Source organism: Nocardia sp. NPDC050630 (assembly GCF_044457245.1).
Taxonomy (GTDB): Bacteria; Actinomycetota; Actinomycetes; order Mycobacteriales; family Mycobacteriaceae; genus Nocardia.
This window is the reverse complement of sequence record NZ_JBITGN010000005.1, coordinates 303,837-329,475: the sequence shown is the minus strand read 5'-3', so window position 1 is coordinate 329,475 and position 25,639 is coordinate 303,837. Positions and strand designations below refer to the sequence as shown.

Sequence of the window (25,639 nt, the reverse complement as noted above, 5' to 3'; positions counted from 1 at the left end):
CGGCGGCAGCAAATGAACGGCGGCACCGATATGGACGCAGCAGTCACCCCCGAACGAGAGCTACAGGCCCGCGCCGGCGCCTGCCTATCGCTCTATGACGTCGATGTGCGCGTCGACCCGGAGGGTTCGCTCGGCTTCGAATACGAGGGCGCACTGTGCTCGTTGCGCGCGGTGACGTTGGCACCCGGCCTGGATGTGCTGACGCTGACCTGCGTGCTGGCCTGGGATCGCCCGCTCAAGCCGCAGCTGCACAAGCGAGTCGCCGAGCGCAACAGCGCGATTCAGTTCGGTTCGATCACACTGATCACCCGCGGTAACCAGGCCGATGTCATGTTGCGCTACACCTTCCCGGCCGCCGGGCTCGACGATCAGGCGCTGGCCACCATGCTGCTGCTGGTGCTCTCCGGTGCGGGTAAGGCGCGGCAGGGTCTGCTGCCCTGAGCCGCTGACCGCATGACAGATGTCATGGCAGGTTCGTGACACTCGGGCGAAGTATCGGTCCCTGGTTCGGGCGACCGTTGAGTCATGACATCGGCACTGACATCCGCGGCCATCTTCGCCGCGGCGAGCGGCTCGGGCAGGCACCGGGCGTCCGCTGCGATCGAATTGCGCGACCTGCACAAGAGTTTCCGACTTCCCGGCGGCGGCGAGGTGCATGCCGTCGACGGGCTCGACCTGGTGGTCACGCCGGGGGAGATCGTCGCCTTCCTCGGTCCCAATGGCGCGGGCAAGACAACCACCATCGATATGTTGCTCGGTCTGGCGACACCGGACTCCGGCAGCGTCCGGGTTTTCGGCGGCGCACCGGCGGAAGCGCTTGCAAGGGGCCGCATTTCGGCAGTCATGCAATCCGGCGGACTGTTGCCCGATCTGACCGTCGCCGAGACCGTGCAACTGGTGGCCACATTGCACGCGCATCCGCGTTCAGTCGGTGAGGTGCTCGCGCGCGCCGGTATCGCCGATATCGGCGGGCGGTTGGTCGGCAAATGCTCGGGTGGGCAGAAGCAGCGCCTGCGCTTCGCGCTCGCGTTGCTGCCGAATCCGGACCTCATCGTGCTAGACGAGCCGACTACCGGCATGGATGTGGAAGGGCGCCGTGAGTTCTGGAATGCGATGCGCGAGGACTCCGATCGCGGCCGCACCGTCCTGTTCGCCACCCATTACCTCGATGAGGCCGACGCGTACGCCGACCGGATCGTGCTGGTGCGCGCGGGCCGAGTGATCGCGGACGGCAGTGCCGCCGAGATCAAGAACCTGGCCGCGGGACGCGCCGTGAGCGCGACAATGGCCGGTGCCGATCCGGCCAGGTTGCTCGCCGTCCCTGGCATCGACGATGTCGAGCTGCGCGGTGACCGAATCATCCTGCACACCAAGGATTCCGATGCGATAGCCCGCTACCTGCTCACGGAGACGGCAGCGGTCGACCTCGAAATCACCTCGCACAATCTCGAATCCGCATTCCTGGCGCTCACCACCGGAGACAACTGATATGACCACGATTGCCCCGCAACCTATTTCGACACGTGTACCGCTCGGCGGCTTCAGCCTCGGTTTCCTGCGCCTGGAACTGCGCCGCATGCTGCGCAATCGGCGCACCATGATCTTCACGCTGGCCGTGCCGCCGCTGTTCTTCGTCGTCTTCGGCCTGCAATCCGATTACAAGACAGAGTCTTTCGGCTCAGGGAACGTGACCGGGTATGTGATGGTATCGATGGCGGTGTACGGCGCGATGCTGGCCACTACCAGCGGCGGCGCGATGGTCGCGATCGAACGCGCACAGGGTTGGAGTCGCCAATTGCGGCTCACTCCATTGCGTCCCGTCGCCTACATCGCCACCAAGGTTGCCGTCGCGATGGTGCTGGGCTTGGTCTCGGTCACCGCGGTCTTCATCATCGGCGGAATTTTCGGCGCTCACCTCACGGTCATCGCTTGGGTGAGCTGCTTCCTGCTCGCGTGGATCTGCTCACTGGTCTTCGCCGCCTTCGGCCTGTTCGTCGGCTACCTGCTGCCCTCGGAGAACGTCATGCAGCTGCTCGGACCGGCTCTGGCCGGCCTGTCCTTCGCGGGCGGGCTGTTCATGCCGCTGCACGGCTGGTTCGAGACGGTCTCCAAGATCCTCCCGACCAACGGCGTCGCCACCTTGTCTCGCATGCCCTTCGGTGACACCAGTGCCGGATCGATCGCCCTGGCCATCCTCAACGTCGTCGTCTGGGCCACGATCTTCGTCGGCGGCGCCGCCATCCTGTTCCGTCGTGACACCGCTCGCTGAACCACCCTGCACCGGCCGCCCGCCCCTCATGGGTGGCGGCACGGCCGCGCGGAGCCTCAGCCCCGGTGCAAATCCCAGGTGGTGCGCTTGGCTAGCGACGATGCCGCACGGGGCGGTCGGCAGTCGACGGTCGGCCGTTCCCGAGTTGGCCGCGCGGAACCGGGGAGCCGCGTCGTTTGGCGAGCGCCGGTGGCACGGTCCGGCGCGAATTGACCGCGCGGCGCGCGGGGCGGGCGTCGGCGATGCCACCGGGGCCGTCATCGGGAGAGGTCGGCTGCATCGCGCAGGCTGGCCCGCGATGCCTGGGGCGACCCCGGGGTGCCGGGCGACCGCCGGTGGGAGAAGCCATGTGGCGGGGGCGATGGCGCTGGGGCCGTCATTGGGCAGAGGTCGGGTATGTCGTGCAGGTTTGGCCTGCGATGCCTGGGGCGACCCTGGGTGCCGGGTGACGTTGCGGACGCGGCCGTGGGAGTCCAGCGAGGACGTCGGCAATGCGGCAGCGTTCGCGCCGATGGACAGCGCCCAGACATAGGCCTCGCCCGCGGCGTTGGAGGCCATCACGATGCCCGCCGTGACCGGTGGGGAAGTCCGCTGCGAAGCGGCGCGGTGCGCGGGGCTGGGGCGATGGCGCTGGGGTCGTCATTGGGCAGAGGTCGGCTGTGTCGTGCAGGTTGGCCTGCGATGCCTGGGGCGACCCTGAGGTGCCGGGCGACCGCCGGTGAGAAGCCATGCGGCGCGGGGCTGGGGGCGACCGTGCTGGGGTCGTCATTGGGCAGAGGTCGGCTGTGTCGTGCAGGTTGGCCTGCGATGCCTGGGGCGACCCTGAGGTGCCGGGCGGCCACCGGGAGGAGGAGCCATGCGGCGCGGGGCTGGGGGCGACCGTGCTGGGGTCGTCATTGGGCAGAGGTCGGCTGTGTCGTGCAGGCTGGCCTGCGATGCCTGGGGCGACCCTGGCGTGCCGGGCGGCCGCTGGTGGGAGTAGCCACGTGGCGCGGGGCTGGGGGCGGCGCCGCCGGAACCGTCATCGGCAGAGGTCGGCTGTGCTGGGCGGGCTGGCCATGCGATGCCGGGCGACTATGCCGTGCGGGGCGACCGCCGGTGCGGAAGTCCGGCGCGAATCGGCCACCCAGCGTGCAGGGCGGTGGCGACCATACCGCAGGGGTCGGCCGTGCCTGGGCTGGCACGCAAGGGCGGGCGTGCGGGGGCGATGCGGGTGACGTCGTGCGAGTGACTCGGGTTGTGCCGGCTGTACCCGCGGTATCGGCGGGTGCATGTTCGGTAGCGTCGGGCCTTGTGATCGAGCACTGTGCGCGCCATCGGGGTCGAGGTTCGGCGTGTGCGGTGTCAGGGTGGTGGGTGTGAAGTCGGTGCTGCGGGGTGGTGTCGCATCCGAACTACTCGATCGGATGGTCCGCGATGGCGGAATCGGGGCTGCGGTGAAGCGGCGCGGGTGGTTCGGCGGGTTCATGTCGGTCATCTGGCTGTCGTACCTGGTCGGACCGATCATCCAGGGCTGGCGGGAAACGGATCAGCCGAAGGCGAGTCTGGCGACGGCGGCACTGCTCATATATGCGGCGCTGATCGTCGGTTCCTTCATCGTTTTCCAGCGGAACGACCGCACCGGCCCGTTGATAGCGCGTCCGGTCGACCGGCGCATATGGCCGGTGCTCGCGGCTATGACAACGTGCAGCGCGGGGTTGATGGCATTGCTCGGTGCGGTCGCGCTGCCGACATTGATCTTTGTCAGCGTGATCGCCATCTTCCATATGCCCTCGCGTGAATCCGGCTATGTGGCCTGCACGGTGACGCTCGCGATGCTGCTCATGCCGGTCGCGCTGCCGAGCCTGTCCGGGGTGCCGTTTTACGTGTCGTTCGTACCCGCCTTGATCTGGGTGGCCAGACAGTTCGGCCTGCGCGGCGAGCGGTTGGCCGAACTGGCCCGGCGGCAGCAGGCCGAGCTCGCGATCGTCGAGGAACGCAACCGGGTCGCGCGCGACGTGCACGATATCCTTGGCCACTCGCTTACCGTGATAACCGTGAAAACCGAACTCGCACAACGTCTTATCGATGTCGATCTGATCCGGGCGAAGGCCGAGATGGCTGATGTCGAGCGGTTGGCGCGGGAGGCGCTGGCCGGGGTGCGCGATACCGTCGGCGGTCTGCGGGAGGTATCGCTGCGCGGTGAATTGGCCACTGCGCGCACCGCCTTGGCGGCCGCCGATATCGACGCCCGGCTGCCGGATTCGGTGCCCGATACGCGCCACAGCGAATTGTTCGGTTGGGTGCTGCGCGAGGCGGTCACCAATGTGATTCGGCACAGCGCCGCACGACACTGCACGGTCATGGTGACCGCTACGAGCATCGAGGTGGTCGACGATGGTCGCGGGCTGGGGACCGTCGATTCCGGGTCCGGGCTGTCCGGCCTACGCGAACGGGTACGGGCCGCGGGCGGAACATTGACGCTGTCATCGTCCGAGGGAGGTGTACGTGTGCGCGCAACGGTGCCCGAGTGACCCGGAAACGGTGCTGAGCGTGCGCTTCTGCCACGATTCGGCCGACAGTGCACACCCATTCCCGTCGAAGGACCACATCGCATGATCCGCCTTCTCCTCGCCGATGACCAGGCACTCGTCCGCGGCGCACTCGCCGCACTGCTCGGTCTGGAATCCGATCTGGAGGTTGTCGCGGAGGTCGGTCGCGGTGACGAAGTCTTGGCCGCGGTCGCGCGCACCACACCCGATGTGGTGCTGCTGGATGTGGAAATGCCAGGTATGGACGGAATCGCGGTCGCGGCGCAACTGCATACCGCTCATCCCGATCTCCGCATTCTCATGGTCACGACCTTCGGCCGTCCCGGCTATCTGCGGCGCGCAATCGATGCTGGCGCAAGCGGATTCGTCGTGAAGGACACACCTGCTCGCGAGCTTGCCGATGCGGTGCGTCGAGTCCACATGGGCCTGCGTGTCGTCGATCCCGCCCTCGCCACCGAAACCCTGACCGTCGGCACCTCGCCACTGACCGCCCGCGAACGCGAGGTCCTCGCCGCCGCGGCCGAGGGTGCCACCGCTGGCGCCATCGCCAAACAACTGCACCTGTCGGAAGGCACCGTCCGCAACCACCTTTCATCCGCCATCGGCAAAACCGGAACCACCACCCGCGCCGAAGCCGTCCGTGCCGCCGAACGCCTCGGCTGGCTCTGAACATCGCTTCCGCACAATCAGTGACCGCCTCGCAGAAGGCACACCTTTTGCGAGGCGGTCACCGGGTATGCGACCTCTATGAGTCGACCGGCTGGACGGCGGGCTCCCCATAGGGCAGTAGGACCGCCACACCGCGCGCCAAGGTTTCCGGATCCACATCGCCGACGATCAAGTGCTGCAACATGAATCCAGGCACCAGGCCGATAAGCGCAGTCGCGGCCGCGTGAACATCGGTATCGGGCGGCAACCATCCGACCTCCACCATGCGCTGGGTGTATTCGATCCACCGTTCGCGCATCGCGAGCACCGCGGACTTGACGTATTCGGCCGCCTCCGCGTCCACCAGCGCCAGCGCCCACGCCTGTGGCGCCAGCCGAACATGACCGTCCGGACCACTGTGCGCGATCATGTAGTCGGCGACGATTCGAAGAAGCTGCGCCGGGGTCGGCAGCGGATCGGACCGGATCGCCCTGGTCAGGGTGGCGCGCAGCTCCACGGTGGTATCGGTGGCCAGGGCGGCGATGATGTCGTTTTTGCCCTTGAAATACCGATAGACCGCGCCGGCCGAGAGCCCTGATTCGGTGAAAATGTCCTGCATCGAGGTCTCGAAGAAACCCTTGCGGGCAAAACAGAGCTGCGCCGCGCCGAGTATCTGCTGCCTGCGACGTTCCAGATGTTCTTCACTGACTCGGGGCATGGTTCCAAAGTAAAACGAATGCTCGTTCTTGACAACCTCGCTGGGCCGTGCGACGGTATCCACATCGAAAGAGAACGATCATTCGATTTTCGGGAGAACGTCATGAATACGATCCAGCGGTCGGTCGGTGTCGGCGTCGCCGCGGCCTTGCTCCAGGCATTGATGTTGATCGCCTTCGCCTGGCCCGCAGCCCATATCGCCCCGCGTGATCTGCCCATCGCCGTCAGCGGCCCGCAGGCCGCCATGGTCGCCGACAAACTGACCCAGCACGATCCGGATGCCTTCGATATCAGCAATCCGACCGACGAAGCTGCGGCGCGTGCCGCGATCGAGAACCGGGACGTCTACGGTGCCGTCATCACCGGTGGCGGCGCCCCGCGCGTATTGATTGCCTCCGGCGCGAGTCCTGTTGTGGCGCAACAGCTCACCGCGATTGCCCAGCAGCTGTCCGGTGCGCCGGTGGCACCGGTCGAGGATGTCGTGCCCGCTGATCCGGACGATCCGCGCGGGTCCGCCTTCGGCGCGATGGTGTTGCCGCTGGTGATGTCCGGTATCGCGGCGGGTGTCGTGCTCAGCCTGTTGATTCCGTCGGTCGGCGGTAAGGCGATCGGGCTTATCACCTTCGGTATCGCGGGTGGGCTGTTGAGCATTGTGATCATTCAGGGCTGGATGTCGGTGGTTCCCGGTCCCTATATGACGTTGGCCGCTGTCGCCGGCCTGGTGTCGTTCGCGGTGTCCGGTACGGTCGTCGGCCTGTCCGCCGCGATCGGCCGTGCGGGCATCGGCATCGCCGCGTTGACCATGCTCCTGGTCGGCAACCCGTTCTCGGCCGCGACCTCGGCGCCGGAACTGCTGCCGCAGCCGTGGGGCACCATCGGCCAACTGCTGCCACCGGGTGCCGCGGCGTCACTGCTGCGCTCGGTCGCCTTCTTCGACGGTGCCGCCGCCACCAAACCTCTTGTGGTGCTGGCTATCTGGGCGGTCGCAGCGCTGGTGCTGTTGGGTATCGGCGCATTTCGCGGACGGCGTCCGAATGTGGAATCCACCCCGGTCCGCTCCGGCGATCCGGTCGCTGTCTGAATCCTGAAATAGACTGCAGGCCACCACTATTCGACAGTGGTGGCCTGCATCGCCGGGTTGTCAGGAGATGGTGAAGGAGAAGTTCGGGGCGCTGCCCTCACCCTTGTTCGCGTCGTAGGTCACCACGTAGGTGCCGGTGGCCGGGGAAGGAACCACGAAAACGACGTAGTTCTTCGCGTTGTCGATAGTTTCGTTGGCGTTCAGCAGTTCGTTGATCGGCCCGCGGATATCGGCTGAAATCGTTTGGCCATCGGGGGCTTTCAGGGTGAAGTAGTCGTAGAAGACATTCAGTCCACCCGCCGCGATACCGGGTCCACCAATGATCTTGATGCGCAACGAGAGATCCATCTTGTCACGCTCATTCTTGGTATAGCTCGGAGTCAGTGTGGCGCCGGTGATTTCGATCGTCGTCTGATCCTGCACCAGTTTGCCCGTGACATTCAGCGTCTTCGGCGCGACGCCGTCGACCTGAGCCGAAGCCTTCAGCGGAATCTTGGTCTGATTGTCCGACGCCTGTCCGTAGATCACGGTAATTGTGTCGAGCAGGTGCTCGGCATCGTGCAGCGTCTTGACCGAAGTGGTGACTTTGCCGGTGGCCGAACCCTTTCCTGGCACGGTAGGCGAGTCGAAACTCGCTCCGGCGTCGACCTCCTTGTCGACCTGCAGGTAGGTGTTATTGCTGATCGTCTTGTTGTCGGGGGTGGTGTTCTTATAGGCGATATCGATCAGCACTTTGGCGCCGCCGTATTCGTCGGGCACCACGGTCGCTTTGTGCACGGTGATGTCGAAGCCCTCGTACCATCCGGTCTTGCCGATGGTGCGGACGGTCGACTGACCGCTATTCGCCCCCGGCTGGCCCTGGCCGATGGTGCTCTGCGCGGATGCCGTCGTGGTTGGTCCGGACTTGGTTTCCTTGTCATTGCACGCCGTCATGAGCAGAGCGGAACTGGCGATGAGTACGGCCGCTCCGATTGTGGTGAATTTGCGGCGTCTTTCCGCCGTGGAAATGGTCGATCGCACGCTGCCTCCCAGAAGATTTCGATCTCAGTGCGCGACGCCCGGAACCCCCGGACGTTGTGTGATTCGCAGTGAAATCTTCCTCGGCACAAGCGCCGTTAACTATGTGACCGCAGTCACAATTTGTGGCGGTCCAGTTTCACGCATTCGCAGCAGGTTCCGAAGATCTCCATGGTGTGGCTCACCTCGGTGAATCCGTGTTGGCCCGCGATGGATTCGGCCCAAGCCTCGACCGTCGGGCCCTCGACCTCGACGGTACGGCCGCAGTGTCGGCAGACCAGATGGTGATGGTGTCCGGTGGAGCACTGGCGGTAGACGGATTCGCCGGTATCGGTACGCAGTACGTCGACGAGTCCGGCATCGGCCAGCGACTGCAGGGTGCGGTAGACGGTGGTCAGTCCGATGCCCTCGCCGCGGCGGCGCAACTCGTCGTGCAACTCCTGCGCGGAGCGGAACTCTTCTATATCGCCGAGCAACGCGGCGATGGCGCTGCGTTGGCGGGTACTGCGAATGCCAACCGGCTTCTCCGGTAAGGCCGTCTTATCTGGCACGATCACCCTTCCTCGGCGTGGGCCACGGCATCGACCACGATATGCGCCAGGTGGTCGTCGACGAGTTCGTACAGCACTTCCCGGCCCGAGCGTTCCCCGTGCACCACGCCCGCGGACTTCAGAATCCGCAGATGCTGGCTTACCAGCGGCTGGGTGACGCCGAGAACATCGACCAATTCGTGTACGCAACGCGGTGATTCACGCAATTGCAGCACTATGGCGATGCGCACCGGCGCGGCCAGGGCGCGCAGTAGCTCGCCCGCGTCCTCCAGGACACTCCGCGTCGGTACCGGCACGGGCGCGGGTGATCGGTACGGATTGTGCGGATGGGCGGTGGCGGTCTCGGCGGTCATCGAACCAACTCCTTATTGGAAAGCATTACCATTTTGATATGCACAGGTGCGCATGTCAAACGAGGCGTTCCTCGGAGTGTCGGTGAATGCGGCGCGAAATCCGATTGGCCCGTGCGGTGGAAGACGGCTGGGACCTGGGCGATAGTCTGTAGTCAACGCTATAGGTTGTGGTCAACTCTGTGGCGTCGGGGCATACCGCATCGGGCCTCGCCCGATCCGGCCGATCTGAATCCGACTCGTACTGGATGGAGAATTCTCGCGTGGCACCCAAGTCGAAGGTGGACACCGTTGCCAACCTCGCCAAGCGCCGGGGTCTGGTGTACCCGTGTGGTGAGATCTACGGCGGCACCAAATCGGCGTGGGACTACGGTCCGCTGGGTGTCGAGTTCAAGGAGAACATCAAGAAGCAGTGGTGGCGTTCCATGGTCACCAGCCGCGAGGATGTGGTCGGCCTCGACTCGTCGGTAATCCTGCCGCGTCAGGTTTGGGTCGCCTCCGGCCACGTCGGCGTGTTCAACGATCCATTGGTCGAATGCCTGAACTGTCACCACCGGCACCGGCAGGACCACCTGCAGGAGGCCTACGCGCTCAAGCACAAGATCGAGGATCCGGACTCGGTCTCGATGGAGCTGGTGGTGTGCCCGGACTGCGGCACCGTCGGTCGCTGGACCGAACCGCGTGACTTCAACATGATGCTCAAGACCTACCTCGGCCCGGTCGAGTCCGAAGAGGGGCTGCACTATCTGCGCCCGGAGACCGCGCAGGGCATCTTCATCAACTTCGCCAACGTGATGACCACCGCGCGCAAGAAGCCGCCGTTCGGCATCGCGCAGATCGGCAAGAGCTTCCGCAACGAAATCACCCCTGGCAACTTCATCTTCCGCACCCGTGAGTTCGAGCAGATGGAGATGGAGTTCTTCGTCAAGCCCGGTGAGGACGCGGAGTGGCACAAGTATTGGATCGACACCCGGTTCGCCTGGTACACCGATCTCGGCATCGACCCGGAGAACCTGCGGCTGTTCGAGCACCCGAAGGACAAGCTGTCGCACTACTCGGCGGGCACCACCGATATCGAGTACCGCTTCGGCTTCCAGGGCAATGAATGGGGTGAGCTGGAGGGCATCGCCAACCGCACCGACTTCGATCTGAAGACCCATTCGGAGCATTCCGGCAATGACCTGAGCTACTTCGACCAGACCACCAATGAGCGCTACACCCCGTATGTCATCGAGCCCGCGGCTGGTCTGACCCGCTCGCTGATGGCGTTCCTGGTCGATGCGTACACCGTCGACCAAGCGCCCAATGCCAAGGGCGTGATGGAGGAGCGCATCAGTCTGCGGCTGGACCGCAGGCTCGCGCCGGTCAAGGCAGCGGTGCTGCCGTTGTCGCGCAATGCGGATCTGACGCCGAAGGCGAAAGACCTTGCCGCACAGCTGCGTAAAAGCTGGAATGTCGAGTTCGACGATGCCGGCGCGATCGGCCGCCGCTACCGGCGCCAGGACGAGATCGGCACGCCGTTCTGCATCACCGTCGACTTCGACACCCTCGAAGACCAGGCGGTCACCGTCCGTGAGCGCGATTCCATGGCGCAGGAGCGGATCGCGCTGGACAAGGTCGAGGGCTACCTGGCGCAGCATCTCATCGGCGCCTGAATTCGATCGCGATCAACGCCCTGTCGCCCGCGGCAGGGCGTTTTTCGTAGTCTGCTCGCCATAGTTCCCCCCTGGCGCACACACCTGTTCGAGTCGATCGTCGTATTCGTGCAGCAACAAGCGGCCGTTGTTCAGCGCGACCCGCAATTTATTCAGCGAATTCTCACGATCTGCGTCCGAGGCCAGCAGCCCCACGGGTGTCGGCTCGACGGACCGGCGCCGTCGGTGGCGGTGGTCCTCGACGATCGCCGATGCATGGAAATTTCCCGCGCGGTTACTCGGTTGACGGCGCATGTCACCGAGTAGGCGGGAGCCGGATATGGCAAGAGCTGTGAAGTTCGATCGTTATGGCGGAATCGAAGAGCTGAAAGTGGTCGAGGTTCCGACGCCGAAGGCGGGACCCGGGCGGGTCGTCGTCGAGGTCGTGGCGGCCGGTATCAATCCGGGGGAGGGGTATATCCGTTCGGGCGCGATGCACGAGCGCTGGCCCGCGACATTTCCGTCGGGTCAGGGGACCGATTTCGCGGGTCGTATCGTCGAGCTCGGATCCGGCGTCGGTGGGATCGAGGTCGGTGCCGAGGTGCTCGGATTCACCGATGAGCGGGCCAGTCATGCCACGCACGTGGTCGTGCCCGCCGAACACGTGACGCTGAAGCCAGGCAAACTCGATTGGGATGTCGCGGGATCGTTGTATGTCACTGGGACAACGGCCTTCGCCGCCGTGCGGGCAGTGGACCCACAAGCGGGCGATACCGTCGCGGTTTCGGGTGCCGCGGGCGGCGTCGGCTCGATCGTCGTACAGCTGCTGCGGGCCAGGGGCGCAACGGTTCTCGGCATCGCGAGCGAGGTCAACCACGATTGGCTGCGCAAGGTCGGGGTGATTCCGGTGGCCTATGGGGAGGGACTGATCGACCGGATCCGTGCGGCCGCCCCCGGTGGCGTCGACGCGTTCATCGACACCTTCGGCGCCGAATATGTCGATCTCGCAATCGAACTCGGCATTGCGGTGGATCGCATCGACACCATCATCAACTTCGCCGCCGCCGAGAGGTACGGCGTGAAGGCTGACGGCAACGCCGCTGCCGGCACCATCGATGTGCTTGCCGAACTGGCTGATCTGGCCGCCGCTGGCACCATCGAGGTCCCCATCGCGGCGGCTTATCCGCTCGACAAGGTCCAAGAGGCCTATCGCGAACTGGAGCAGCGCCACACGCGCGGCAAGATCGTGCTGCGCCCTTAGCCGGATACCTCCCAGAATTCATATTCGTGGCGCATGCCCTGCAGGAATAGCTCTTGCGCACGCGCCGGGTCGCCACCCGCCTCGTCGAGCATCTGCCCGCAGCGGCGGGTGAGCGCGGCGAATCCGGGATCGGCGTAGGTGTCGACCCAGCGCCGATACCGCGGTTCCGACGGCGGATTCTCGGCGAGGATTGCCCCGAGGGTGGAATAGCCCCACATGCACGGGTACAGCGCCGCAAGTCCGTCGGCGTAGGACGTGGCCGACTCCAGCAGAAATGCGGTGTAGGCGGCGCACGGCGCACCCTTCGTCGCACCGTCGAGATTCGCGCCGAATTCCGCGGCCAGCGAGCGATGCAGGGACAACTCGTCGTGATATGTCGCGTGCGCGAGATCCACCAGATCGCCCAGATGTGCCTCTGGCGCCTGCCAGGCCAGCCGGGCGAACACCCGCACATAGTCCAGCAGGAACAGATAGTCCTGTTCGAGCCAGGACCGGAATACCGATGCGGGTAAATCGCCATTGGCGATGCCCACCACCGTCGGATGCCCCAGCTGGCTCACCACCAGCGGAAAACCGAGCTCCTCTAGATGCGCCGAGAGACTGATGTGTGCCGCGGGACTCATGTGGGCAGTCTCTCTCAGTCGGAGCGGCTTCGGGATTGCGCCCTGCTTGCGGTTGCCGCAACCTGGGCCATGTGTTGTGGGATGAGGAGGCTTTGGTGCGGGTGTTGGGTGCCTCGGAACAACGTTTCGTGCGGGCGGGGACCTACACCGGACGATCCGTGACGGTCGTCGGTGATCTCGATACGAATGCATTGGGGGCGGCATTTACCGCCCTACAGCATGCCTATCCGGTGGTGACCTGCCGGATCGGCGAGGACGCCACCGGCCGAGGCTATCTGCTCCGACGCGGCGAAACCCCGGAGATCGGTATGACATCGAGTCTGGGTGATCCGGATCCCGTCCGGATTCCGGAGCCCATCGATCCGGCCGGACAGCTGGCCTACCTGGATGTCGTGCACTCCGAGCGGGGCCGCTCGCGCGTCACACTTTTCGTCCACCACAGCATCGCCGACGCGGGCCACTGCGTCGAACTGCTGTCGCGCCTATGGGACTTCTATACTGATTACGTCGAATTCGGGACGACAACTATTGTGCCGCATGACTATCCGCAGTCGCTGGAATGGCATGTATCGGCGCGCGGGATAGCCCGCTCTTCGGTCTCCGGCTTCGAGGACGTCACCAAGCCGCTGCAACCGGTGGTCATTCCGCCCGCCCCCGCGATCCCCGCACCCGCCGCGCTGGATCGGCCGCGGCGCATCATCTTGGACGAGGAGGACAGCGCCCGCATTATCGGCCTCGGGCGCTATCCGGGAGTGACCGTCAATGGGCTGGTCACCGCTGCCCTGCTACGCGCCTTCGCCTCGGAAAAGGCCAGGGCGACAGGCGATCCAGTGCCACTCGGCTGCCTGTATCCGGTGGATATGCGCACCCGCCTCGACCCGCCGGTGGCGCGCGCCGAAGGCACGAATATGGCGGGTCTGGCCTCTTTCGCCGCGGCCGTCGATCTCTCCGCGGACATTCTCGAACTGGCCCAATACATTTCAGCCCGATTGCGACATGATTTGGCCGAGGGCATCGTTGCGCAATCGGTACTGCACTTCCCGGATTACTTCGGCACCAACCGGATCCACTCCCTGGCCGGACATATCGCGGTGACGAATACCGGTGCCGTGCCCGCCTTCCGCATCCCGGGGAATATCGCGCTCACCGACTACGAGATCGTGTACGTCTCCGCCCATCCGCGTCCCTCCGCGGGTGCCTCGGCGGCAATCACCTTCCTGGTCTACACCTTCGAAGGTCGACTGACGGTCGGGGTGCTCGGCGGCGATGCCGACCGGCTCGTGTCCGCGGTGCGCGATGAATTGACGGCTCTCGCCGGGGAGGCCGTCAACTCTCGAGCCACTATTGATAGGTGGCGTGCGTCGGGCGCATGACGAGCACGACCCGGCGCGGATGGTCGGCGACCGGACGCTGATACGGCAGGTCGTAGCGGCGCGCGAGCACATCGAAGAATTCGCCGTCCGGATCCGGCTCGATGGCCTCGATGACGCCGCGGACCTCGAGGTAGCGGTAGGGCTTGTCCGGGTCGTTGATGCTCACCGCCACTTCGGGATTCTGTTTGGTATTGACGGCTTTGCGGCGATCGATCGTGGTGGTGAAGCGCAGGCGCCCACCATCCCAGACCTGCCATACCGGCGTCACCTGTGGAGTGCCGTCCGGGTTGAGCGTGGCGAGATGGGCGAATAGCGGCCGGGATAGCAAATCGGCGTGGCTCTCGGGGATTACCGGGTTATCCATACTTCGAAGACTATCAAGACTTTGATAGTTCAGCTATCTTTGACACTTATGAAATTGCCTGCGGACCAGCGGCTCGGTCTGGACCTCAAGCGCGCCGAGCAGGAGCTGATGGCCGTCAAACACGAGGCGGTCAAACCGCTTACGGTGCCGCAGTACGCGGCGCTCTATGCGCTGTCGCAGAACCCCGGCATTTCCGCGGCCGCCCTCGCCCGCGAATGTCTGGTGACGCCGCAGGCGATGACGGTGGTCCTCAAGAATCTGCAGGAGCGCGGTTTCGTAGAGCGCACACCGCATCCCTGGCACCGCGGTGTGCTCGAAACCCGGCTCACCCCCGCGGGGCGTAAGGCCTTCACCAAGGCCGACGCGAAGGCCGCCGCGATCGAGCGACGGGTGGCCGCCGCATTCAGTGCGAAGGAACGCGAACTGTTGCGAGATTTGTTGGCCCGGTTCACCGAGGCGTTGCGGGAATGAGCGGCAGTAGGCTCGTAGATGGGCCGAGTCCGGCGACGGCAATTCTCAGAACCGGCCGCCTCGGCTGATCCGTGTTCATGGACGCGCTTTAGCATCGAGGTGTGATCACGATCGACCTGCCGTACACCGGTCACGTGTCCCCTGGATCGAATCCGCAACAGCGGGACGTCCCCGGTGCCCGCATTATCAAAATGTCCGTCGGCGGCATGGACAATAACTGCTACCTAGTGCAGTGCACCGCCACCGGCGCGGCACTGCTCATCGACGCGGCCAACGAAGCCGACCGCATTATCGAACTCGTCAACCAGGAGACGCCAGGGCGCATCGCCCTGGTCGTCACCGCCCATCAGCATCGGGACCATTGGTGGGCCCTGGAAAAGGTCGCCGCGGCCACCGGCGCACCGACTGCCGCGCATCCACTCGATGCCGAACCGCTGCCGGTGCGCCCCGACCGATTACTCGCCGACGGCGAGCTCATCGAGATCGGCGATCTGGCGTTCGAGGTTGTCCACCTGCGCGGGCATACACCCGGTTCGGTTGCCCTCGCGTTGGTGGACGGCCCGGGCGTGCACCTGTTCACCGGCGACTCCCTTTTCCCGGGCGGAGTCGGCCGCACCACCAACCCGGAAGATTTCAACTCCCTCTACGCCGATGTGACCACGAAGATCTTCGACCGCTATCCGGATGACGCGGTTGTCTATCCCGGTCACGGCGACGACACCACGCTCGGCGCCGAACGTCCGCACCTCGGCGAATGGCGCGAACGCGGCTGGTAGGTCTTATGCCGCGCGCGGGTTGAGACTTTCGAACATCCGCTCGCTGCTGTCCGCACCGTAGCCGTCGGCGACCTGGCGATCGACGAGGTTCTTGATCGCACCGATGATGTCCAGGTCCACGCCCGCATCGCGGCTCGCTGACACGATGGCATCCACGGCGGCCTTGGTGAAATCCAAGGGTTGGAACGGTTTCGAGTAATCGCCGGAGTCGATGGTGGCTCCGGCCCTCGGGAGCGATTCGGTCATCGCCGCGATCCAGCCCGACGCGCGTTGTCCGAACTGCTCTGCCGACATGCCGATCGTGCGAACCATGGCCGCCCCATGGTAGAAGCCCGCGAACATGGCGTACATCCCGGCGAGCAGGGCGAAGTCGACCAGTGCGGCCTGTCCGGCATCGGCGCCGAAATACTCTGCGCTGCCCAGCAATTCGAGAGTCGCGCGATGGTCCTCGAAGAGCTGACGCGAGCCGCTGTAGAGCACGGACGAACCGGGCTGTCCGATCATCGGCGGGACGGCCATAATGCCGCCGTCGAGGAAGTCGATGCCGTGGTCCGCGGCCCATTCGGCCAGCTCACGCGAGCCGCGCGGCTCGGTGCTGGTCAGGTTGACCAGCGCGCGACCGGCCAAGTTATCGGTCACCGGGTCCAGTACCTCGTGCACGGACCGATGGTCCAGTAGGCAGGCCACCACGAGATCGCTCGCGGTGATCGCTTCGGTCGCATTTTGCGCCGACTTCGCCCCTGCCGCAACGAGTTCGGCGTCCCGGCCGGCACTGCGATTCCAGACCGTGGTCGGATGTCCGGCGCGTACGAAGGCCGCGGCCAGCGCCTGTCCCATCGCGCCGAGCCCGAGGACCGTCACGGATGTCGTCATGTATCCACTCCTCAAAGTATCGAAATGCTGGTTCGGCGCCGGAATACATTCTCGATGGCCACTGCACCATCGACAAGTACTGACTAATAAGTTCAGTACTTACCAAAATGTAAGCATCGGCCGATCGATATCCGCCGGTTACGTTCTCGTCGCGGGTGACCTGGCAAACTTGATGAGGTGAATTCGGCGACTCTGGTCTCGGCTACCGGATCCGACCCGTCCCGCGGCGTCGGAGGCGGGCTGGTCCGCTGGGCGCGACGGCTGGTGCTCGGCGCGATCTTGATGGGCGCGGTGCTGGTCGGCGGCACGGCATTCCGGGTCTGGCAGGTGGCGCGAATCGACGACTACACCAAGGCGGATGCGATCGTCGTCCTCGGTGCCGCGCAATACTCCGGCACACCGTCGACGGTGTTCGAGGCGCGACTGGACCGGGCATACAAACTTTTCAAGGCCGGTGTCGCACCCGAGGTGATCACTGTCGGCGGTAAGCAGGAGGGTGATCTGTACACCGAGGCGGCCTCGGGCAAGAACTATCTGGAGGAGCGCGGCATACCCGGCGACCGGATTCTCGCGGTGGAAACGGGTTCGGATACTTTGCGCAGCATCGAGGCCGTCGCGACCGCCATGAGCGCCCGCGATCTGTCCTCGGCGGTACTGGTCAGCGATCCATGGCATTCGCTGCGCACCAGAACGATGGCCCGTGACGCCGGTCTGGAGGCTTGGACCGCCCCGACCCGGACCGGCCCCGCCGTGTACACCAGAGAATCGCAGGCGCACGGAATCGCAAGGGAGACCGGCGCTTTGCTCTGGTATCAGCTCACGCATTTCTCGTCGGACTTCAAATACTCAGCGGGACAGTGAGGTTCGATGTATACCGAGCACGACCGCGAGCGCATGGTGGTGGAGGGAGCCAAGACCGCCGGACTGGGCCCGCCGCGCAGTGAATTCGAAACCGGCCACCGCACCGAATTCGCCCGCGACCGTGCCCGCGTACTGCACTCCGCGGCCCTGCGCAGACTCGCCGACAAAACCCAGGTGATGGGACCGCGTGACGGTGACACCCCGCGCACGCGGCTCACCCATTCGATCGAAGTGGCCCAGATCGGGCGCAGCATCGCCGACGGCATCGGCTGTGATCCGGATCTGGTCGACCTGGCCGGATTGGCGCACGATATCGGCCATCCGCCCTACGGCCACAATGGGGAGAAGGCGCTCGACCTCTTCGCCGACGCGTACGGCGGATTCGAGGGCAATGCGCAGAATCTGCGTATCCTCACCCGGCTGGAACCAAAGGTTCTGGATGCGGGCGGCACGAGCGCGGGTCTGAATCTGACGCGCGCCGCCCTCGATGCCGCCATCAAATATCCGTGGGGCAGAACAGGTTCCGGCACGAAATTCGGTGCTTACGATATCGATCTGGATCGGCTGGAATGGGTGCGCAAGGATGCGCCGGACCGTCGCAAGAGCCTCGAATGCCAGATCATGGACTGGTCCGATGATGTCGCGTACTCGGTGCACGATGTGGAAGACGGCGTAATCGCGGGGCGCATCGAACTGCGGGCCCTCGCCGATCCGTCCGAACAAGCGGCACTAGCCGAACTCGGGCACGGCCAGCATCCGACACTCTCGGTGGACGACCTGATCGGTGCCGCCCAGCGGCTCTCGGAACTGCCCGTGGTGGCTGAAGCCGCCTGCTACGACGGCACCCTCGCCAGTTCAGTTGCGCTGAAGCGCCTCACCAGTGAACTGGTCGGGCGCTTCGCCACGGCCGCGATCATGGCCACGCGGGAGGTTGCCGGGGTAGGGCCGCTGTCCCGTTATGCCGCGGATCTAGAAGTTCCGCCGATCGTCGCCGCCGAGGTCGCGATGCTGAAAACCGTCGCCCTGCGCTACGTCATGTCCGATCTCGTGCACAAGCAGCGCCAAGCCGTGCAGCGCGAGCGGATTCAGGCCGTCGCGACCCATCTGCTGGCAACGGCACCGCACGGGCTCGATCCGCTGCTGCTCCCGTGGTGGCACGCCGCGACCGACGACACCGCACGGGTCCGGGTAATCGTCGACCAGATCGCGTCCTACACCGAGAGTCGGCTGGAGCGAGTAGACGCGTGACCAGCCGCTGGGCGTGTCGAGGCCGGACTAGCCTAGACTGACCGCCGTGGCCGGACGACTCCCAGATCGCGATATCGCGGCAATACGCGAACGCGTCCGGATCGAGGATGTGGTGGGGGAGTATGTCGCGCTGAAGCGGGCGGGTGCGGACTCCATGAAGGGCCTGTGCCCATTCCACGATGAGAAGTCGCCGTCATTCCATGTGCGGCCCAACCACGGCCTGTACCACTGCTTCGGCTGCGGTGAGGGCGGTGACGTCTTCGCCTTCCTGCAGAAGGTCGAGCACACCGGTTTCGTCGAGGCGGTGGAGCAGCTCGCCGATCGGATCGGCTACCAGATCAACTACGAAGGCGGCGGCACCTCGGTGCAGCGCGACCGCGGCACCAGGGCCAGGTTGGTTGCCGCCAATGCCGCCGCGCACGAGTTCTACATGGCCAAATTGCGCGAGCCCGATGCCGAGGTGGCGCGCAAATTCTTGATCGACCGCAACTTCGACGGCAATGCCGCCCAGCAATTCGGCTGCGGCTACGCCCCGGCGGGCTGGGATACGCTCACGAAACACCTGCTGCGCAAGGGTTTCGACTTCAAGGAGCTCGAGGCGGCCGGGCTGTCGCGGCAGGGCCAGCGCGGCCCGATCGACCGCTTCCACCGGCGGCTGCTGTGGCCGATCCGCAATCTCGGCGGTGATGTCATCGGCTTCGGTGCGCGCAAGCTCTTCGACGACGACACCATGCCCGGCAAATACATCAATACGCCGGAGACCTTGCTGTACAAGAAGTCTCAGGTGCTCTTCGGCCTGGATCACGCCAAGCGCGAGATCGCCAAGGGCCATCAGGCGGTTGTGGTCGAGGGCTATACCGACGTGATGGCCATGCATCTGGCCGGGGTGAAAACCGCCGTCGCCTCCTGCGGCACCGCCTTCGGTGACGAGCATCTCGCCCTACTGCGCCGACTGCTTATGGACGACAACTTCTGGCGTGGCGAAATCATCTACACCTTCGACGGTGACGCGGCCGGACAAGCGGCAGCGCTGAAGGCCTTCGCGGGCGACCAGAAGTTGGCCGGACAGACCTATATCGCCATCGCCCCCGACGGCCAGGACCCGTGCGAACTGCGCCAGCGCTCCGGCGACGGCGCCGTGCGCGACCTGGTGGCCCGGCGAACCCCGTTGTACGAGTTCGTGATTCGCGGTCTGCTCGCCGACCACAACCTGGATACCGCCGAGGGACAGGTGGAGGCGCTGCGCCGTGCCGTGCCGGTGGTGGCGCAGATCAAGGACAACGCGCTGCGCAAGGCGTACGCGACCAAGCTGGCTGGCTGGGTCGGCTGGGACGATATCCAGACCGTCGTGCGGCGCGTCGGTGAGGAAGCCAAGCGCAATCGCAATGGTGGGCGTCCGAGCGGTCGTGGCGCGGTGGCGGGTGCGCCGCAGCCCAGCGCGGTCGTCGCCGAACATCCCGCCGCTCGCCCCAACCCGAACGACCCGACGCTGCTGCCGCAACGGCAAGCGCTCGGTGCGGCACTGCAGTATCCGGCGCTGGCCGGCGCGGTTTTCGATTCGATCGAAACCGAGGCATTCACCCATCCGGCATACGCGGCCGTTCGCGGCATGATCGCCGAGGCCGGTGGTACGGCATCCGGTCTCAGCGGCGCGGAGTGGGTTAATGCGGTGTCGGACGGGACCGATGATCTGACCATGCGGGCGCTGGTGTCCGAGCTGTCGGGTGAGCAGATGCCGGTGAAGTCGGCCAATGACATTCCCCGGTTCGTCACCGGCGTGCTGGCTCGGGTTCAGGAAGCCTGGGTCGGCCGTCAGATCGCGGAGTTGAAGTCGAAGCTGCAGCGGGTGTCGTCGACCGAGCAGGCCGAGGCGTATTTGGCACTGTTCGGTGATCTCGTGGCGCTGGAGCAGTACCGCAAGAGTTTGCTCACCCAGGCGATGGGCAATCACGATGATTTCGCAGCGGGCTGACCAGCTCTGGAGTCCGGGTAGCTCGTACCGCGCACGTCGCGGGAATAGCCACGCTGAAGTCAGCCGCTGCCGTTAGCGGTGCACCCGAGGACGACTAGGTGCACCACCTTCGACTACTAACCGGCACATTTCCGGCTCGAATCCCGCGAATTCAGCGGCGCAGCTGATCCTGCGGCACCAGAATCGTGGTTCGCTCATCCAGCGGCACCATCGGCTCCAACTTCGCCTGGGTGCTGAGCTTGTCCGACAGCTTCTGTCGCCCGAAGAGAACCAGCTTGCGAGTCACCGGGCTCCCGGTGACCGCGCGGGTCGCCGCACTGATCTGTTCATAGCGACCCCGCCCGGCCTTCGTCCCGAGCACGTAACCGGCCGCAATGCCGATGATCAACCGCAGCATCTCGTAGAGCTCCTCCCAAAGTGCCTGTGCGCGGCTACCATCCTGCCCGACGCCGGGTACACCTGTCGATCCGGATCCACCCCCGCCGCGCGCCACTCCCAGACACGCCGAAGCCCCCGCATGTCTCCAGGTAGAGACGCGATTTGGGAAGGCGAGCGCCGATACGCTAAAGTTTCACCTCGGCCCGCCCAGTACGGACGAGCCAAAGGATAGTCCCCTATAGCTCAATTGGCAGAGCAGCCGACTGTTAATCGGCAGGTTTCTGGTTCGAGTCCAGATGGGGGAGCATAACTACCAGGTCAGGCATGATAACTGTGCCTGACCTGTTTAGTCTGCGAGCTGCGACCAAAAATACGCCAAGAATTCCGGTCCGAACTCCTGGCGCGGGACCCAAGCAGGGGTTTTCGCTGATTCGCCTACAAGATTCTGACACTCTTCGTGCACGACCTATCTCAGGCGGTTGACAACCTCCGTGCTGTGTTGGACCGCCAGATTGTTGACAGCCCTCAGCCGGTTGAGCGCGCATGGGTCAGGACGCTGGTGGGCGTGACTCCGAACGACTGTGTGAAGGCGTGACTGAAATGTCCGGCATCGGTAAATCCCCACCGGAAGGCGACGTCGGTAACCGTGTCAGTAGGCCGAGCTCGGGTGAGTTCGCGGTAGCACGCATTCAGGCGGCGGTCGCGGATTCGGCGGCTCGCTGTGGTACCGGCTTCGGCGAAAACGAGTTGCGACGTGCGAACCGAGATGCCGTGGGCCGCGGCTGTCGTAGTCGGAGACAGACTCGGGTCGCGGAGGTGGTCCTCAATGTAGCGGCGGACCTGTGCCAACAGAGCTCCGCGAGTGGATAGATCCGGGGAGCTCAGACCGCGCCTCAGGTCTGCAAGCGCTGTCGCGCACTCACTGTAGGCAGCTATCTGCTCTGGTCGAAGCGCGTGCAGTGTTCTCTGCTCTGATGGCATTTCGTCGCTGAAACCCGTTTGTAGTAACCGAGCCGAGCAGTGTGCCGACAACAGCAACGACGCTTGACCAGGCAGGCTCATGTTAGACCCCTCGATCATGATGCAAGCCCAAAGCGATTGCTACTCACGCTTGTTCGCGACTGCCGGTGGTAGGCAATGGGATCCAGGTCTCCGAGGTTCAGCCCGCCCCCGCACCCGGCGACGATTTCGCCGAGGAGATCATGCTTTCCGATATGCCCTGTGCAGGGTGGTCCCAACTGGTCCCGCGGGCCTGCTCGAGTCGCGTAGGAGCGTGATGAAGTCGGGGTGTTCGCTGCGGGTTCTCAAAGGCCGTAGCGGTATTCGGTACGTCTCCGGGCATCTGGAATGAGGCGTTTTGGAGTGGACCAATTCGATGCTCAAATGAATGAACATTGAGCCCTCTACCACTGGGATTCAACCATCGGCGGTCACGGTATTTCGGCGTTGCCGCATACCGGCGAATGCACCCGTCGCGTGATGGCTGGCCGGCGACAACTCCGGCAGCATCCCGAGACTCCAATGTCTATTCTTCGGGCTGCTGGACTCGGTGATGCGGTGACCTTTGTCTCTGCTCAGTGACGGCGCGGAGCGAGATGCTCGAACCAGGAGTCGACCACGAGTTCACCAAGGTGGCGACGCGGTCGAGAAGAGGTGATCTGGGTGTCGGAGCACCCGTCGCGGCACGTGTGTGGCGGACGCGACCGTGGAGTACGAACCCGCTGGTCCGTGTGTCGGACCGGTTCGAGGCACTGTGCGGATGCTGGCGACTGTGGCGACGCTGGCTGCGTTGGATCGCGCGGACGGTGGGGACGGCGGGGCTATAGCGTGGCGTCGGCGCGGATCAGCGCGGACAGCGCGTCGAAAGTCGTTGCCACGTGCACCGCCGAACGGGTGATCCGCACGTTCTGAAGGCCGCGTCTTCTGCCACGGCGGGTCTCGAGATCCCACTCCGCCAGCGATGCCTGTGATATTCGTTACGGCCACAGGGACGCGATTCGACGACCGAGGGGCTCGATGAAACCGCATTACGTGTATCGGTGGGTGAACAATCACGGGTTGATCCGCCTGTTCAAGAAGATACCGCTCCGCCGTGGCGATCTGTTCGCTCAATTGATCGGCAGCGCAAAGGGGATCGAGAATCCTTACGGTCTGATCGAGGAGATGCGCGGGGAGGGTGGGTTGCACCGGGCCGTTCCGGTATGGATCACCTTCGATCACGATATGGTCCGGGAGATACTGCGCGACAACCGTTTTGGTGTCGGTATACCGACGGTGTTCGGTATACCGCAGCCTGTTCTGCGCGCGCTGGAGCGTCGGCCCCTCCCGCCGACCCCTGTCGATCCGCCGTCGATGCTGGTGATCGACCGACCCGAGCACACGCGGATGCGCAAACCGGTCAGCGCGGCCTTTAACCCGCGTGCTGTTGCCCGGCTGCGCGACAGGATCGAGACGGTCACCGAGGAACTGCTCGCGACGCTCCCCGACGACGGGCCCACCGATCTGGTGGCGCGATACGCGGCGCAGGTGCCCATCGCCATCATCTCCGAGATGCTCGGCTTCCCGGACTCTGACCGCGAGATGTTTCTGCGCTGGGGCGATGACATCAGTCCGTTGCTCGACCTCGGAATCTCCTGGCGCACACACCAGCGGGCGATGGAATCCTCGGAGCGGGTGCACCAGTATCTCGTCGAGCACGTCGAGCGCCTCCGCGCCGAACCCGGCGACGATATCCTCAGCAGCCTGGTCAGCGCAGGCGATCTGTCCACCTACGAACTGTGCGCGTCGGCGACCCTGCTGATGGCCGCGGGCTTCGAGACCACGGTCAACCTGATCGGCAAGGGCATCATCTGGCTGCTTCGCCACCGCGATCAGCTGGACCGGTTGCGCGCTGAGCCGGAACTCTGGCCCAATGCGGTAGAGGAGATCCTCCGGATCGATCCGCCGGTGCAGACCACCGCTCGCACCACCCGGACAGCGTTGGAGATCGGCGGTGTCCGGCTGCGCGCGGGGTCGACCGTGGTGCTGTCGCTGGCCGGTGCGAACCGCGACCCTGCCGTGTTCACTGACCCGGCACGTTTCGACATCACCCGGGACAACGCCAAAAATCACCTGTCCTTCAGCAACGGTAGCCATGCGTGCCTGGGCGCCGGTCTGGCCCGTATGGAAGCAGCGCACGCCCTGCGCGCACTGTTCGAGGCGTTTCCGGACCTACGATTGACCGATCCGCCCACGTGGCGGCCGCTATTCACCCTTCACGGTTACCAGCACCTTCCTGCACACACCGGTCCCCGCGTCCGCAGCCACCAGCCCATCAGCTGATCTGCACCTGCAGCCCGTTACTCGAGCCCGCCGCGCTGGTGACCGTGACCGGCACTGTGCCGCCCCCCGCGGGAGCGATCGCCGTGCTCTGCGTGTTCGAGACGATCGTGAACGAAGTCGCCGGTGTGGCACCGAAATCGACGCCGGTGGCGCCGGACAGACCGGTTCCGGTCAGCGTGACTGTCGTTCCACCAGCGGTCGGCCCGGTGATGGGGGCGAGGGACGTCGACGAGGGGACTGTCACGTAGGTGTAGGTAGCACCGTTGCTCGTTTCACCGGTGTTGGAGATGGTCACCTGTCCCGTTCCCGTTTCCGGCGGCGCGATCGCGGTGATCTGCGTATCGGAATCGATGGTGAAAATCGTTGCGGTCGTGCCGGACCGGACCGTGGTCGGCCCGGTGACCCGGTGACTACAGGTGATAACCATGGGGTTACCTGCGGACGCCGGACCCGAGGACGGTGAGACGGCAGTGAAAATAGGGCCGATGGTGCCTCCTTGTCGGTCAAGAGGGTGCGCAGTGTGCAACGGGTTGCTCTGCGCTGGGTTGGGCGACTCTTTCCATGGCTCGGCAATATCCAGTAACCCCTGAACCGCCGCTGCCGCAGGAGATCTCGTGATCCTCTTTGGTTCGCTTGCCGGATGTGCTGCCGGACAGGTGAAACTGGCGCGGTGACGTGTAATCCGCTGCGCCGGTGTTGATCAGCTGGACGATGATTCCGCAACAGGTGTAGCGCGTCGATCGCCGCCCGAGCGGGGGATCGACAGTCCCGAATACCGGCGGGTTGCTGTCGACATGAGGGCGCGACGATGGAAGCGCGGTCGGTTGCGAAGCAGTGAACACGGGTGTCGGAGGCGGATAGGTGGTCCGGGTGCTTGGCAACATTTGTGCGAAACCGGACGAAAGCGGATCAGTAGATGCGTTGCCCGGCAACCGGTCCAGGAGTGTTAATGAATGAGCCGGAGCTTTCGGCAGGAGTCGGTGTCCCTGGATGCGGAGCAACGATCGAACGCAGCAACGAGGAGGCAAGCATGATGCCTATCATCGCGTCGCCGTCTCCGACTTCAGGGCCTGTCGTCGGAACGTCCCCGAGCCGCACTGACCGGTTGCCGATCGGCTCGCCGAACGAAATCCGTTGGTTGTGGAAGTATTTCGGGTGCCGGCAGCACGCGCGGACCGATGCGGTCGTGATCGGCACGTGTCCGGCGGGCGGCAGGCCATCGGGTCCGCGCGATTCGCGACCGAGGAAACCACCGCGGCTACGAAACGGTCCCGCCCTCCGGTGTGATCATCGCCGCGATGCTGGACATTCCGGCAGTCG

26 protein-coding genes and 1 tRNA gene are annotated in these 25,639 nt (G+C 65.0%); 16 read left to right on the top strand and 11 right to left on the bottom strand.

Annotated features, from left to right (window positions below; genetic code table 11):
* Positions 1-12 precede the first annotated feature (12 nt).
* The 5 genes from ACIBG0_RS16410 to ACIBG0_RS16390 all read left to right on the top strand — a co-directional run bounded on the left by ACIBG0_RS16410 (position 13) and on the right by ACIBG0_RS16390 (position 5,469).
* Complete coding sequence (locus ACIBG0_RS16410) at positions 13-441, top strand: hypothetical protein (protein WP_397033199.1); 429 nt, start codon at positions 13-15, stop codon at positions 439-441.
* A gap of 84 nt (positions 442-525) precedes the next feature.
* The gene (locus tag ACIBG0_RS16405; RefSeq protein WP_397033198.1) at positions 526-1,488 is read left to right on the top strand and encodes an ABC transporter ATP-binding protein; all 963 of its coding nucleotides are present in this window, start codon (positions 526-528) and stop codon (positions 1,486-1,488) included.
* Position 1,489: 1 nt separating this feature from the next.
* Complete coding sequence (locus tag ACIBG0_RS16400; protein WP_397033196.1) at positions 1,490-2,269, top strand: ABC transporter permease; 780 nt, start codon at positions 1,490-1,492, stop codon at positions 2,267-2,269.
* A gap of 1,352 nt (positions 2,270-3,621) precedes the next feature.
* The gene (locus tag ACIBG0_RS16395; RefSeq protein WP_397033194.1) at positions 3,622-4,782 is read left to right on the top strand and encodes a sensor histidine kinase; all 1,161 of its coding nucleotides are present in this window, start codon (positions 3,622-3,624) and stop codon (positions 4,780-4,782) included.
* Between the two features lie 81 nt (positions 4,783-4,863).
* Positions 4,864-5,469: a response regulator gene (locus tag ACIBG0_RS16390; RefSeq protein ID WP_397033192.1), complete on the top strand. Its 606-nt coding sequence runs from the start codon at positions 4,864-4,866 to the stop codon at positions 5,467-5,469.
* 76 nt (positions 5,470-5,545) lie between these two features.
* On the opposite strand, the gene ACIBG0_RS16385 is transcribed toward ACIBG0_RS16390, so the two are convergent.
* Positions 5,546-6,166, bottom strand: a complete 621-nt coding sequence (locus tag ACIBG0_RS16385; protein ID WP_397033190.1) for a TetR/AcrR family transcriptional regulator — start codon at positions 6,164-6,166, stop codon at positions 5,546-5,548.
* Positions 6,167-6,268: 102 nt separating this feature from the next.
* Here ACIBG0_RS16385 and ACIBG0_RS16380 point away from each other — a divergent pair, with 102 nt between their 5' ends.
* Entirely contained in the window at positions 6,269-7,246 is a 978-nt protein-coding gene (locus ACIBG0_RS16380) for a hypothetical protein (RefSeq protein WP_397033188.1), read from the top strand.
* Positions 7,247-7,306: 60 nt separating this feature from the next.
* Here the strand turns inward: ACIBG0_RS16380 and ACIBG0_RS16375 are convergent, their stop codons facing one another.
* The 3 genes from ACIBG0_RS16375 to ACIBG0_RS16365 all read right to left on the bottom strand — a co-directional run bounded on the left by ACIBG0_RS16375 (position 7,307) and on the right by ACIBG0_RS16365 (position 9,167).
* The gene (locus tag ACIBG0_RS16375) at positions 7,307-8,266 is read right to left on the bottom strand and encodes a hypothetical protein (protein ID WP_397033186.1); all 960 of its coding nucleotides are present in this window, start codon (positions 8,264-8,266) and stop codon (positions 7,307-7,309) included.
* A 113-nt stretch (positions 8,267-8,379) separates the two neighbouring features.
* The gene (locus ACIBG0_RS16370; RefSeq protein ID WP_397033185.1) at positions 8,380-8,814 is read right to left on the bottom strand and encodes a Fur family transcriptional regulator; all 435 of its coding nucleotides are present in this window, start codon (positions 8,812-8,814) and stop codon (positions 8,380-8,382) included.
* 2 nt (positions 8,815-8,816) lie between these two features.
* On the bottom strand, positions 8,817-9,167 hold the full coding sequence (locus ACIBG0_RS16365; RefSeq protein WP_062991218.1) for a helix-turn-helix transcriptional regulator: 351 nt from the start codon (positions 9,165-9,167) through the stop codon (positions 8,817-8,819).
* 260 nt (positions 9,168-9,427) lie between these two features.
* On the opposite strand from ACIBG0_RS16365, the gene ACIBG0_RS16360 reads away from it, so the two are divergent.
* Positions 9,428-10,819 carry a glycine--tRNA ligase gene (locus ACIBG0_RS16360; RefSeq protein ID WP_397033183.1) on the top strand — a complete coding sequence of 464 codons (1,392 nt, stop codon included), beginning with the start codon at positions 9,428-9,430 and terminating at the stop codon, positions 10,817-10,819.
* A gap of 12 nt (positions 10,820-10,831) precedes the next feature.
* On the opposite strand, the gene ACIBG0_RS16355 is transcribed toward ACIBG0_RS16360, so the two are convergent.
* Positions 10,832-11,113, bottom strand: coding sequence for a DUF1707 domain-containing protein (locus ACIBG0_RS16355; RefSeq protein WP_397033181.1), 282 nt, complete (start codon positions 11,111-11,113; stop codon positions 10,832-10,834).
* Between the two features lie 25 nt (positions 11,114-11,138).
* Here ACIBG0_RS16355 and ACIBG0_RS16350 point away from each other — a divergent pair, with 25 nt between their 5' ends.
* Positions 11,139-12,059: an NADP-dependent oxidoreductase gene (locus ACIBG0_RS16350; RefSeq protein ID WP_397033179.1), complete on the top strand. Its 921-nt coding sequence runs from the start codon at positions 11,139-11,141 to the stop codon at positions 12,057-12,059.
* On the opposite strand, the gene ACIBG0_RS16345 is transcribed toward ACIBG0_RS16350, so the two are convergent.
* Positions 12,056-12,682, bottom strand: a complete 627-nt coding sequence (locus ACIBG0_RS16345) for a TenA family protein (protein WP_397033177.1) — start codon at positions 12,680-12,682, stop codon at positions 12,056-12,058. The two genes, ACIBG0_RS16350 and ACIBG0_RS16345, sit on opposite strands and share 4 nt — an antisense overlap.
* A 71-nt stretch (positions 12,683-12,753) precedes the next feature.
* On the opposite strand from ACIBG0_RS16345, the gene ACIBG0_RS16340 reads away from it, so the two are divergent.
* Positions 12,754-14,055, top strand: coding sequence for an acyltransferase (locus ACIBG0_RS16340; RefSeq protein ID WP_397033175.1), 1,302 nt, complete (start codon positions 12,754-12,756; stop codon positions 14,053-14,055).
* Here the strand turns inward: ACIBG0_RS16340 and ACIBG0_RS16335 are convergent.
* Positions 14,024-14,419, bottom strand: a complete 396-nt coding sequence (locus ACIBG0_RS16335) for a PPOX class F420-dependent oxidoreductase (protein ID WP_364339329.1) — start codon at positions 14,417-14,419, stop codon at positions 14,024-14,026. The genes ACIBG0_RS16340 and ACIBG0_RS16335 overlap by 32 nt on opposite strands.
* A gap of 48 nt (positions 14,420-14,467) precedes the next feature.
* Here ACIBG0_RS16335 and ACIBG0_RS16330 point away from each other — a divergent pair, with 48 nt between their 5' ends.
* Together ACIBG0_RS16330 and ACIBG0_RS16325 are read left to right on the top strand one after the other, a co-directional pair.
* Positions 14,468-14,890, top strand: coding sequence for a MarR family winged helix-turn-helix transcriptional regulator (locus tag ACIBG0_RS16330; protein ID WP_397033173.1), 423 nt, complete (start codon positions 14,468-14,470; stop codon positions 14,888-14,890).
* Positions 14,891-14,991: 101 nt separating this feature from the next.
* Entirely contained in the window at positions 14,992-15,666 is a 675-nt protein-coding gene (locus tag ACIBG0_RS16325) for an MBL fold metallo-hydrolase (RefSeq protein ID WP_397033171.1), read from the top strand.
* A gap of 3 nt (positions 15,667-15,669) precedes the next feature.
* Here the strand turns inward: ACIBG0_RS16325 and ACIBG0_RS16320 are convergent, their stop codons facing one another.
* Positions 15,670-16,539 carry an NAD(P)-dependent oxidoreductase gene (locus tag ACIBG0_RS16320; protein WP_397033169.1) on the bottom strand — a complete coding sequence of 290 codons (870 nt, stop codon included), beginning with the start codon at positions 16,537-16,539 and terminating at the stop codon, positions 15,670-15,672.
* A gap of 282 nt (positions 16,540-16,821) precedes the next feature.
* Here ACIBG0_RS16320 and ACIBG0_RS16315 point away from each other — a divergent pair, with 282 nt between their 5' ends.
* From ACIBG0_RS16315 to dnaG, 3 genes are read left to right on the top strand one after another with little or no spacing between them, the layout of a single operon-like run.
* Positions 16,822-17,400, top strand: a complete 579-nt coding sequence (locus ACIBG0_RS16315; RefSeq protein WP_397033413.1) for a YdcF family protein — start codon at positions 16,822-16,824, stop codon at positions 17,398-17,400.
* Between the two features lie 6 nt (positions 17,401-17,406).
* Positions 17,407-18,648, top strand: coding sequence for a deoxyguanosinetriphosphate triphosphohydrolase (locus ACIBG0_RS16310; RefSeq protein WP_397033167.1), 1,242 nt, complete (start codon positions 17,407-17,409; stop codon positions 18,646-18,648).
* 46 nt (positions 18,649-18,694) lie between these two features.
* Entirely contained in the window at positions 18,695-20,620 is a 1,926-nt protein-coding gene (dnaG, locus tag ACIBG0_RS16305; RefSeq protein ID WP_397033165.1) for a DNA primase, read from the top strand.
* 151 nt (positions 20,621-20,771) lie between these two features.
* On the opposite strand, the gene ACIBG0_RS16300 is transcribed toward dnaG, so the two are convergent.
* A complete protein-coding gene (locus ACIBG0_RS16300) occupies positions 20,772-21,017 on the bottom strand; it encodes a hypothetical protein (protein ID WP_063040910.1) in 246 nt (81 codons plus the stop codon).
* A 213-nt stretch (positions 21,018-21,230) separates the two neighbouring features.
* On the opposite strand from ACIBG0_RS16300, the gene ACIBG0_RS16295 reads away from it, so the two are divergent.
* Positions 21,231-21,303 (top strand) — tRNA-Asn (locus ACIBG0_RS16295).
* A 220-nt stretch (positions 21,304-21,523) separates the two neighbouring features.
* Here ACIBG0_RS16295 and ACIBG0_RS16290 read toward each other — a convergent pair.
* Complete coding sequence (locus ACIBG0_RS16290) at positions 21,524-21,979, bottom strand: helix-turn-helix domain-containing protein (protein WP_397033411.1); 456 nt, start codon at positions 21,977-21,979, stop codon at positions 21,524-21,526.
* 1,035 nt (positions 21,980-23,014) lie between these two features.
* Between ACIBG0_RS16290 and ACIBG0_RS16285 the strand changes: the two genes are divergently transcribed.
* Positions 23,015-24,319, top strand: coding sequence for a cytochrome P450 (locus ACIBG0_RS16285; RefSeq protein WP_397033164.1), 1,305 nt, complete (start codon positions 23,015-23,017; stop codon positions 24,317-24,319).
* Here the strand turns inward: ACIBG0_RS16285 and ACIBG0_RS16280 are convergent.
* Positions 24,312-24,845 (bottom strand): IPT/TIG domain-containing protein, encoded by a 534-nt coding sequence (locus ACIBG0_RS16280; RefSeq protein ID WP_397033162.1) that lies wholly within the window; start codon positions 24,843-24,845, stop codon positions 24,312-24,314. The genes ACIBG0_RS16285 and ACIBG0_RS16280 overlap by 8 nt on opposite strands.
* Positions 24,846-25,639: the final 794 nt, after the last annotated feature.

Coding starts and splice junctions, on each gene's coding strand:
- ACIBG0_RS16410 (WP_397033199.1), top strand. CDS start 13: ATGAACGGCGGCACCGATATGGACGCAGCAGTCACCCCCGAACGAGAG.
- ACIBG0_RS16405 (WP_397033198.1), top strand. CDS start 526: ATGACATCGGCACTGACATCCGCGGCCATCTTCGCCGCGGCGAGCGGC.
- ACIBG0_RS16400 (WP_397033196.1), top strand. CDS start 1,490: ATGACCACGATTGCCCCGCAACCTATTTCGACACGTGTACCGCTCGGC.
- ACIBG0_RS16390 (WP_397033192.1), top strand. CDS start 4,864: ATGATCCGCCTTCTCCTCGCCGATGACCAGGCACTCGTCCGCGGCGCA.
- ACIBG0_RS16385 (WP_397033190.1), bottom strand. CDS start 6,166: ATGCCCCGAGTCAGTGAAGAACATCTGGAACGTCGCAGGCAGCAGATA.
- ACIBG0_RS16380 (WP_397033188.1), top strand. CDS start 6,269: ATGAATACGATCCAGCGGTCGGTCGGTGTCGGCGTCGCCGCGGCCTTG.
- ACIBG0_RS16365 (WP_062991218.1), bottom strand. CDS start 9,167: ATGACCGCCGAGACCGCCACCGCCCATCCGCACAATCCGTACCGATCA.
- ACIBG0_RS16355 (WP_397033181.1), bottom strand. CDS start 11,113: ATGCGCCGTCAACCGAGTAACCGCGCGGGAAATTTCCATGCATCGGCG.
- ACIBG0_RS16350 (WP_397033179.1), top strand. CDS start 11,139: ATGGCAAGAGCTGTGAAGTTCGATCGTTATGGCGGAATCGAAGAGCTG.
- ACIBG0_RS16345 (WP_397033177.1), bottom strand. CDS start 12,682: ATGAGTCCCGCGGCACACATCAGTCTCTCGGCGCATCTAGAGGAGCTC.
- ACIBG0_RS16335 (WP_364339329.1), bottom strand. CDS start 14,419: ATGGATAACCCGGTAATCCCCGAGAGCCACGCCGATTTGCTATCCCGG.
- ACIBG0_RS16330 (WP_397033173.1), top strand. CDS start 14,468: ATGAAATTGCCTGCGGACCAGCGGCTCGGTCTGGACCTCAAGCGCGCC.
- ACIBG0_RS16320 (WP_397033169.1), bottom strand. CDS start 16,539: ATGACGACATCCGTGACGGTCCTCGGGCTCGGCGCGATGGGACAGGCG.
- ACIBG0_RS16315 (WP_397033413.1), top strand. CDS start 16,822: ATGGGCGCGGTGCTGGTCGGCGGCACGGCATTCCGGGTCTGGCAGGTG.
- ACIBG0_RS16310 (WP_397033167.1), top strand. CDS start 17,407: ATGTATACCGAGCACGACCGCGAGCGCATGGTGGTGGAGGGAGCCAAG.
- ACIBG0_RS16300 (WP_063040910.1), bottom strand. CDS start 21,017: ATGCTGCGGTTGATCATCGGCATTGCGGCCGGTTACGTGCTCGGGACG.
- ACIBG0_RS16290 (WP_397033411.1), bottom strand. CDS start 21,979: ATGCCATCAGAGCAGAGAACACTGCACGCGCTTCGACCAGAGCAGATA.
- ACIBG0_RS16285 (WP_397033164.1), top strand. CDS start 23,015: ATGAAACCGCATTACGTGTATCGGTGGGTGAACAATCACGGGTTGATC.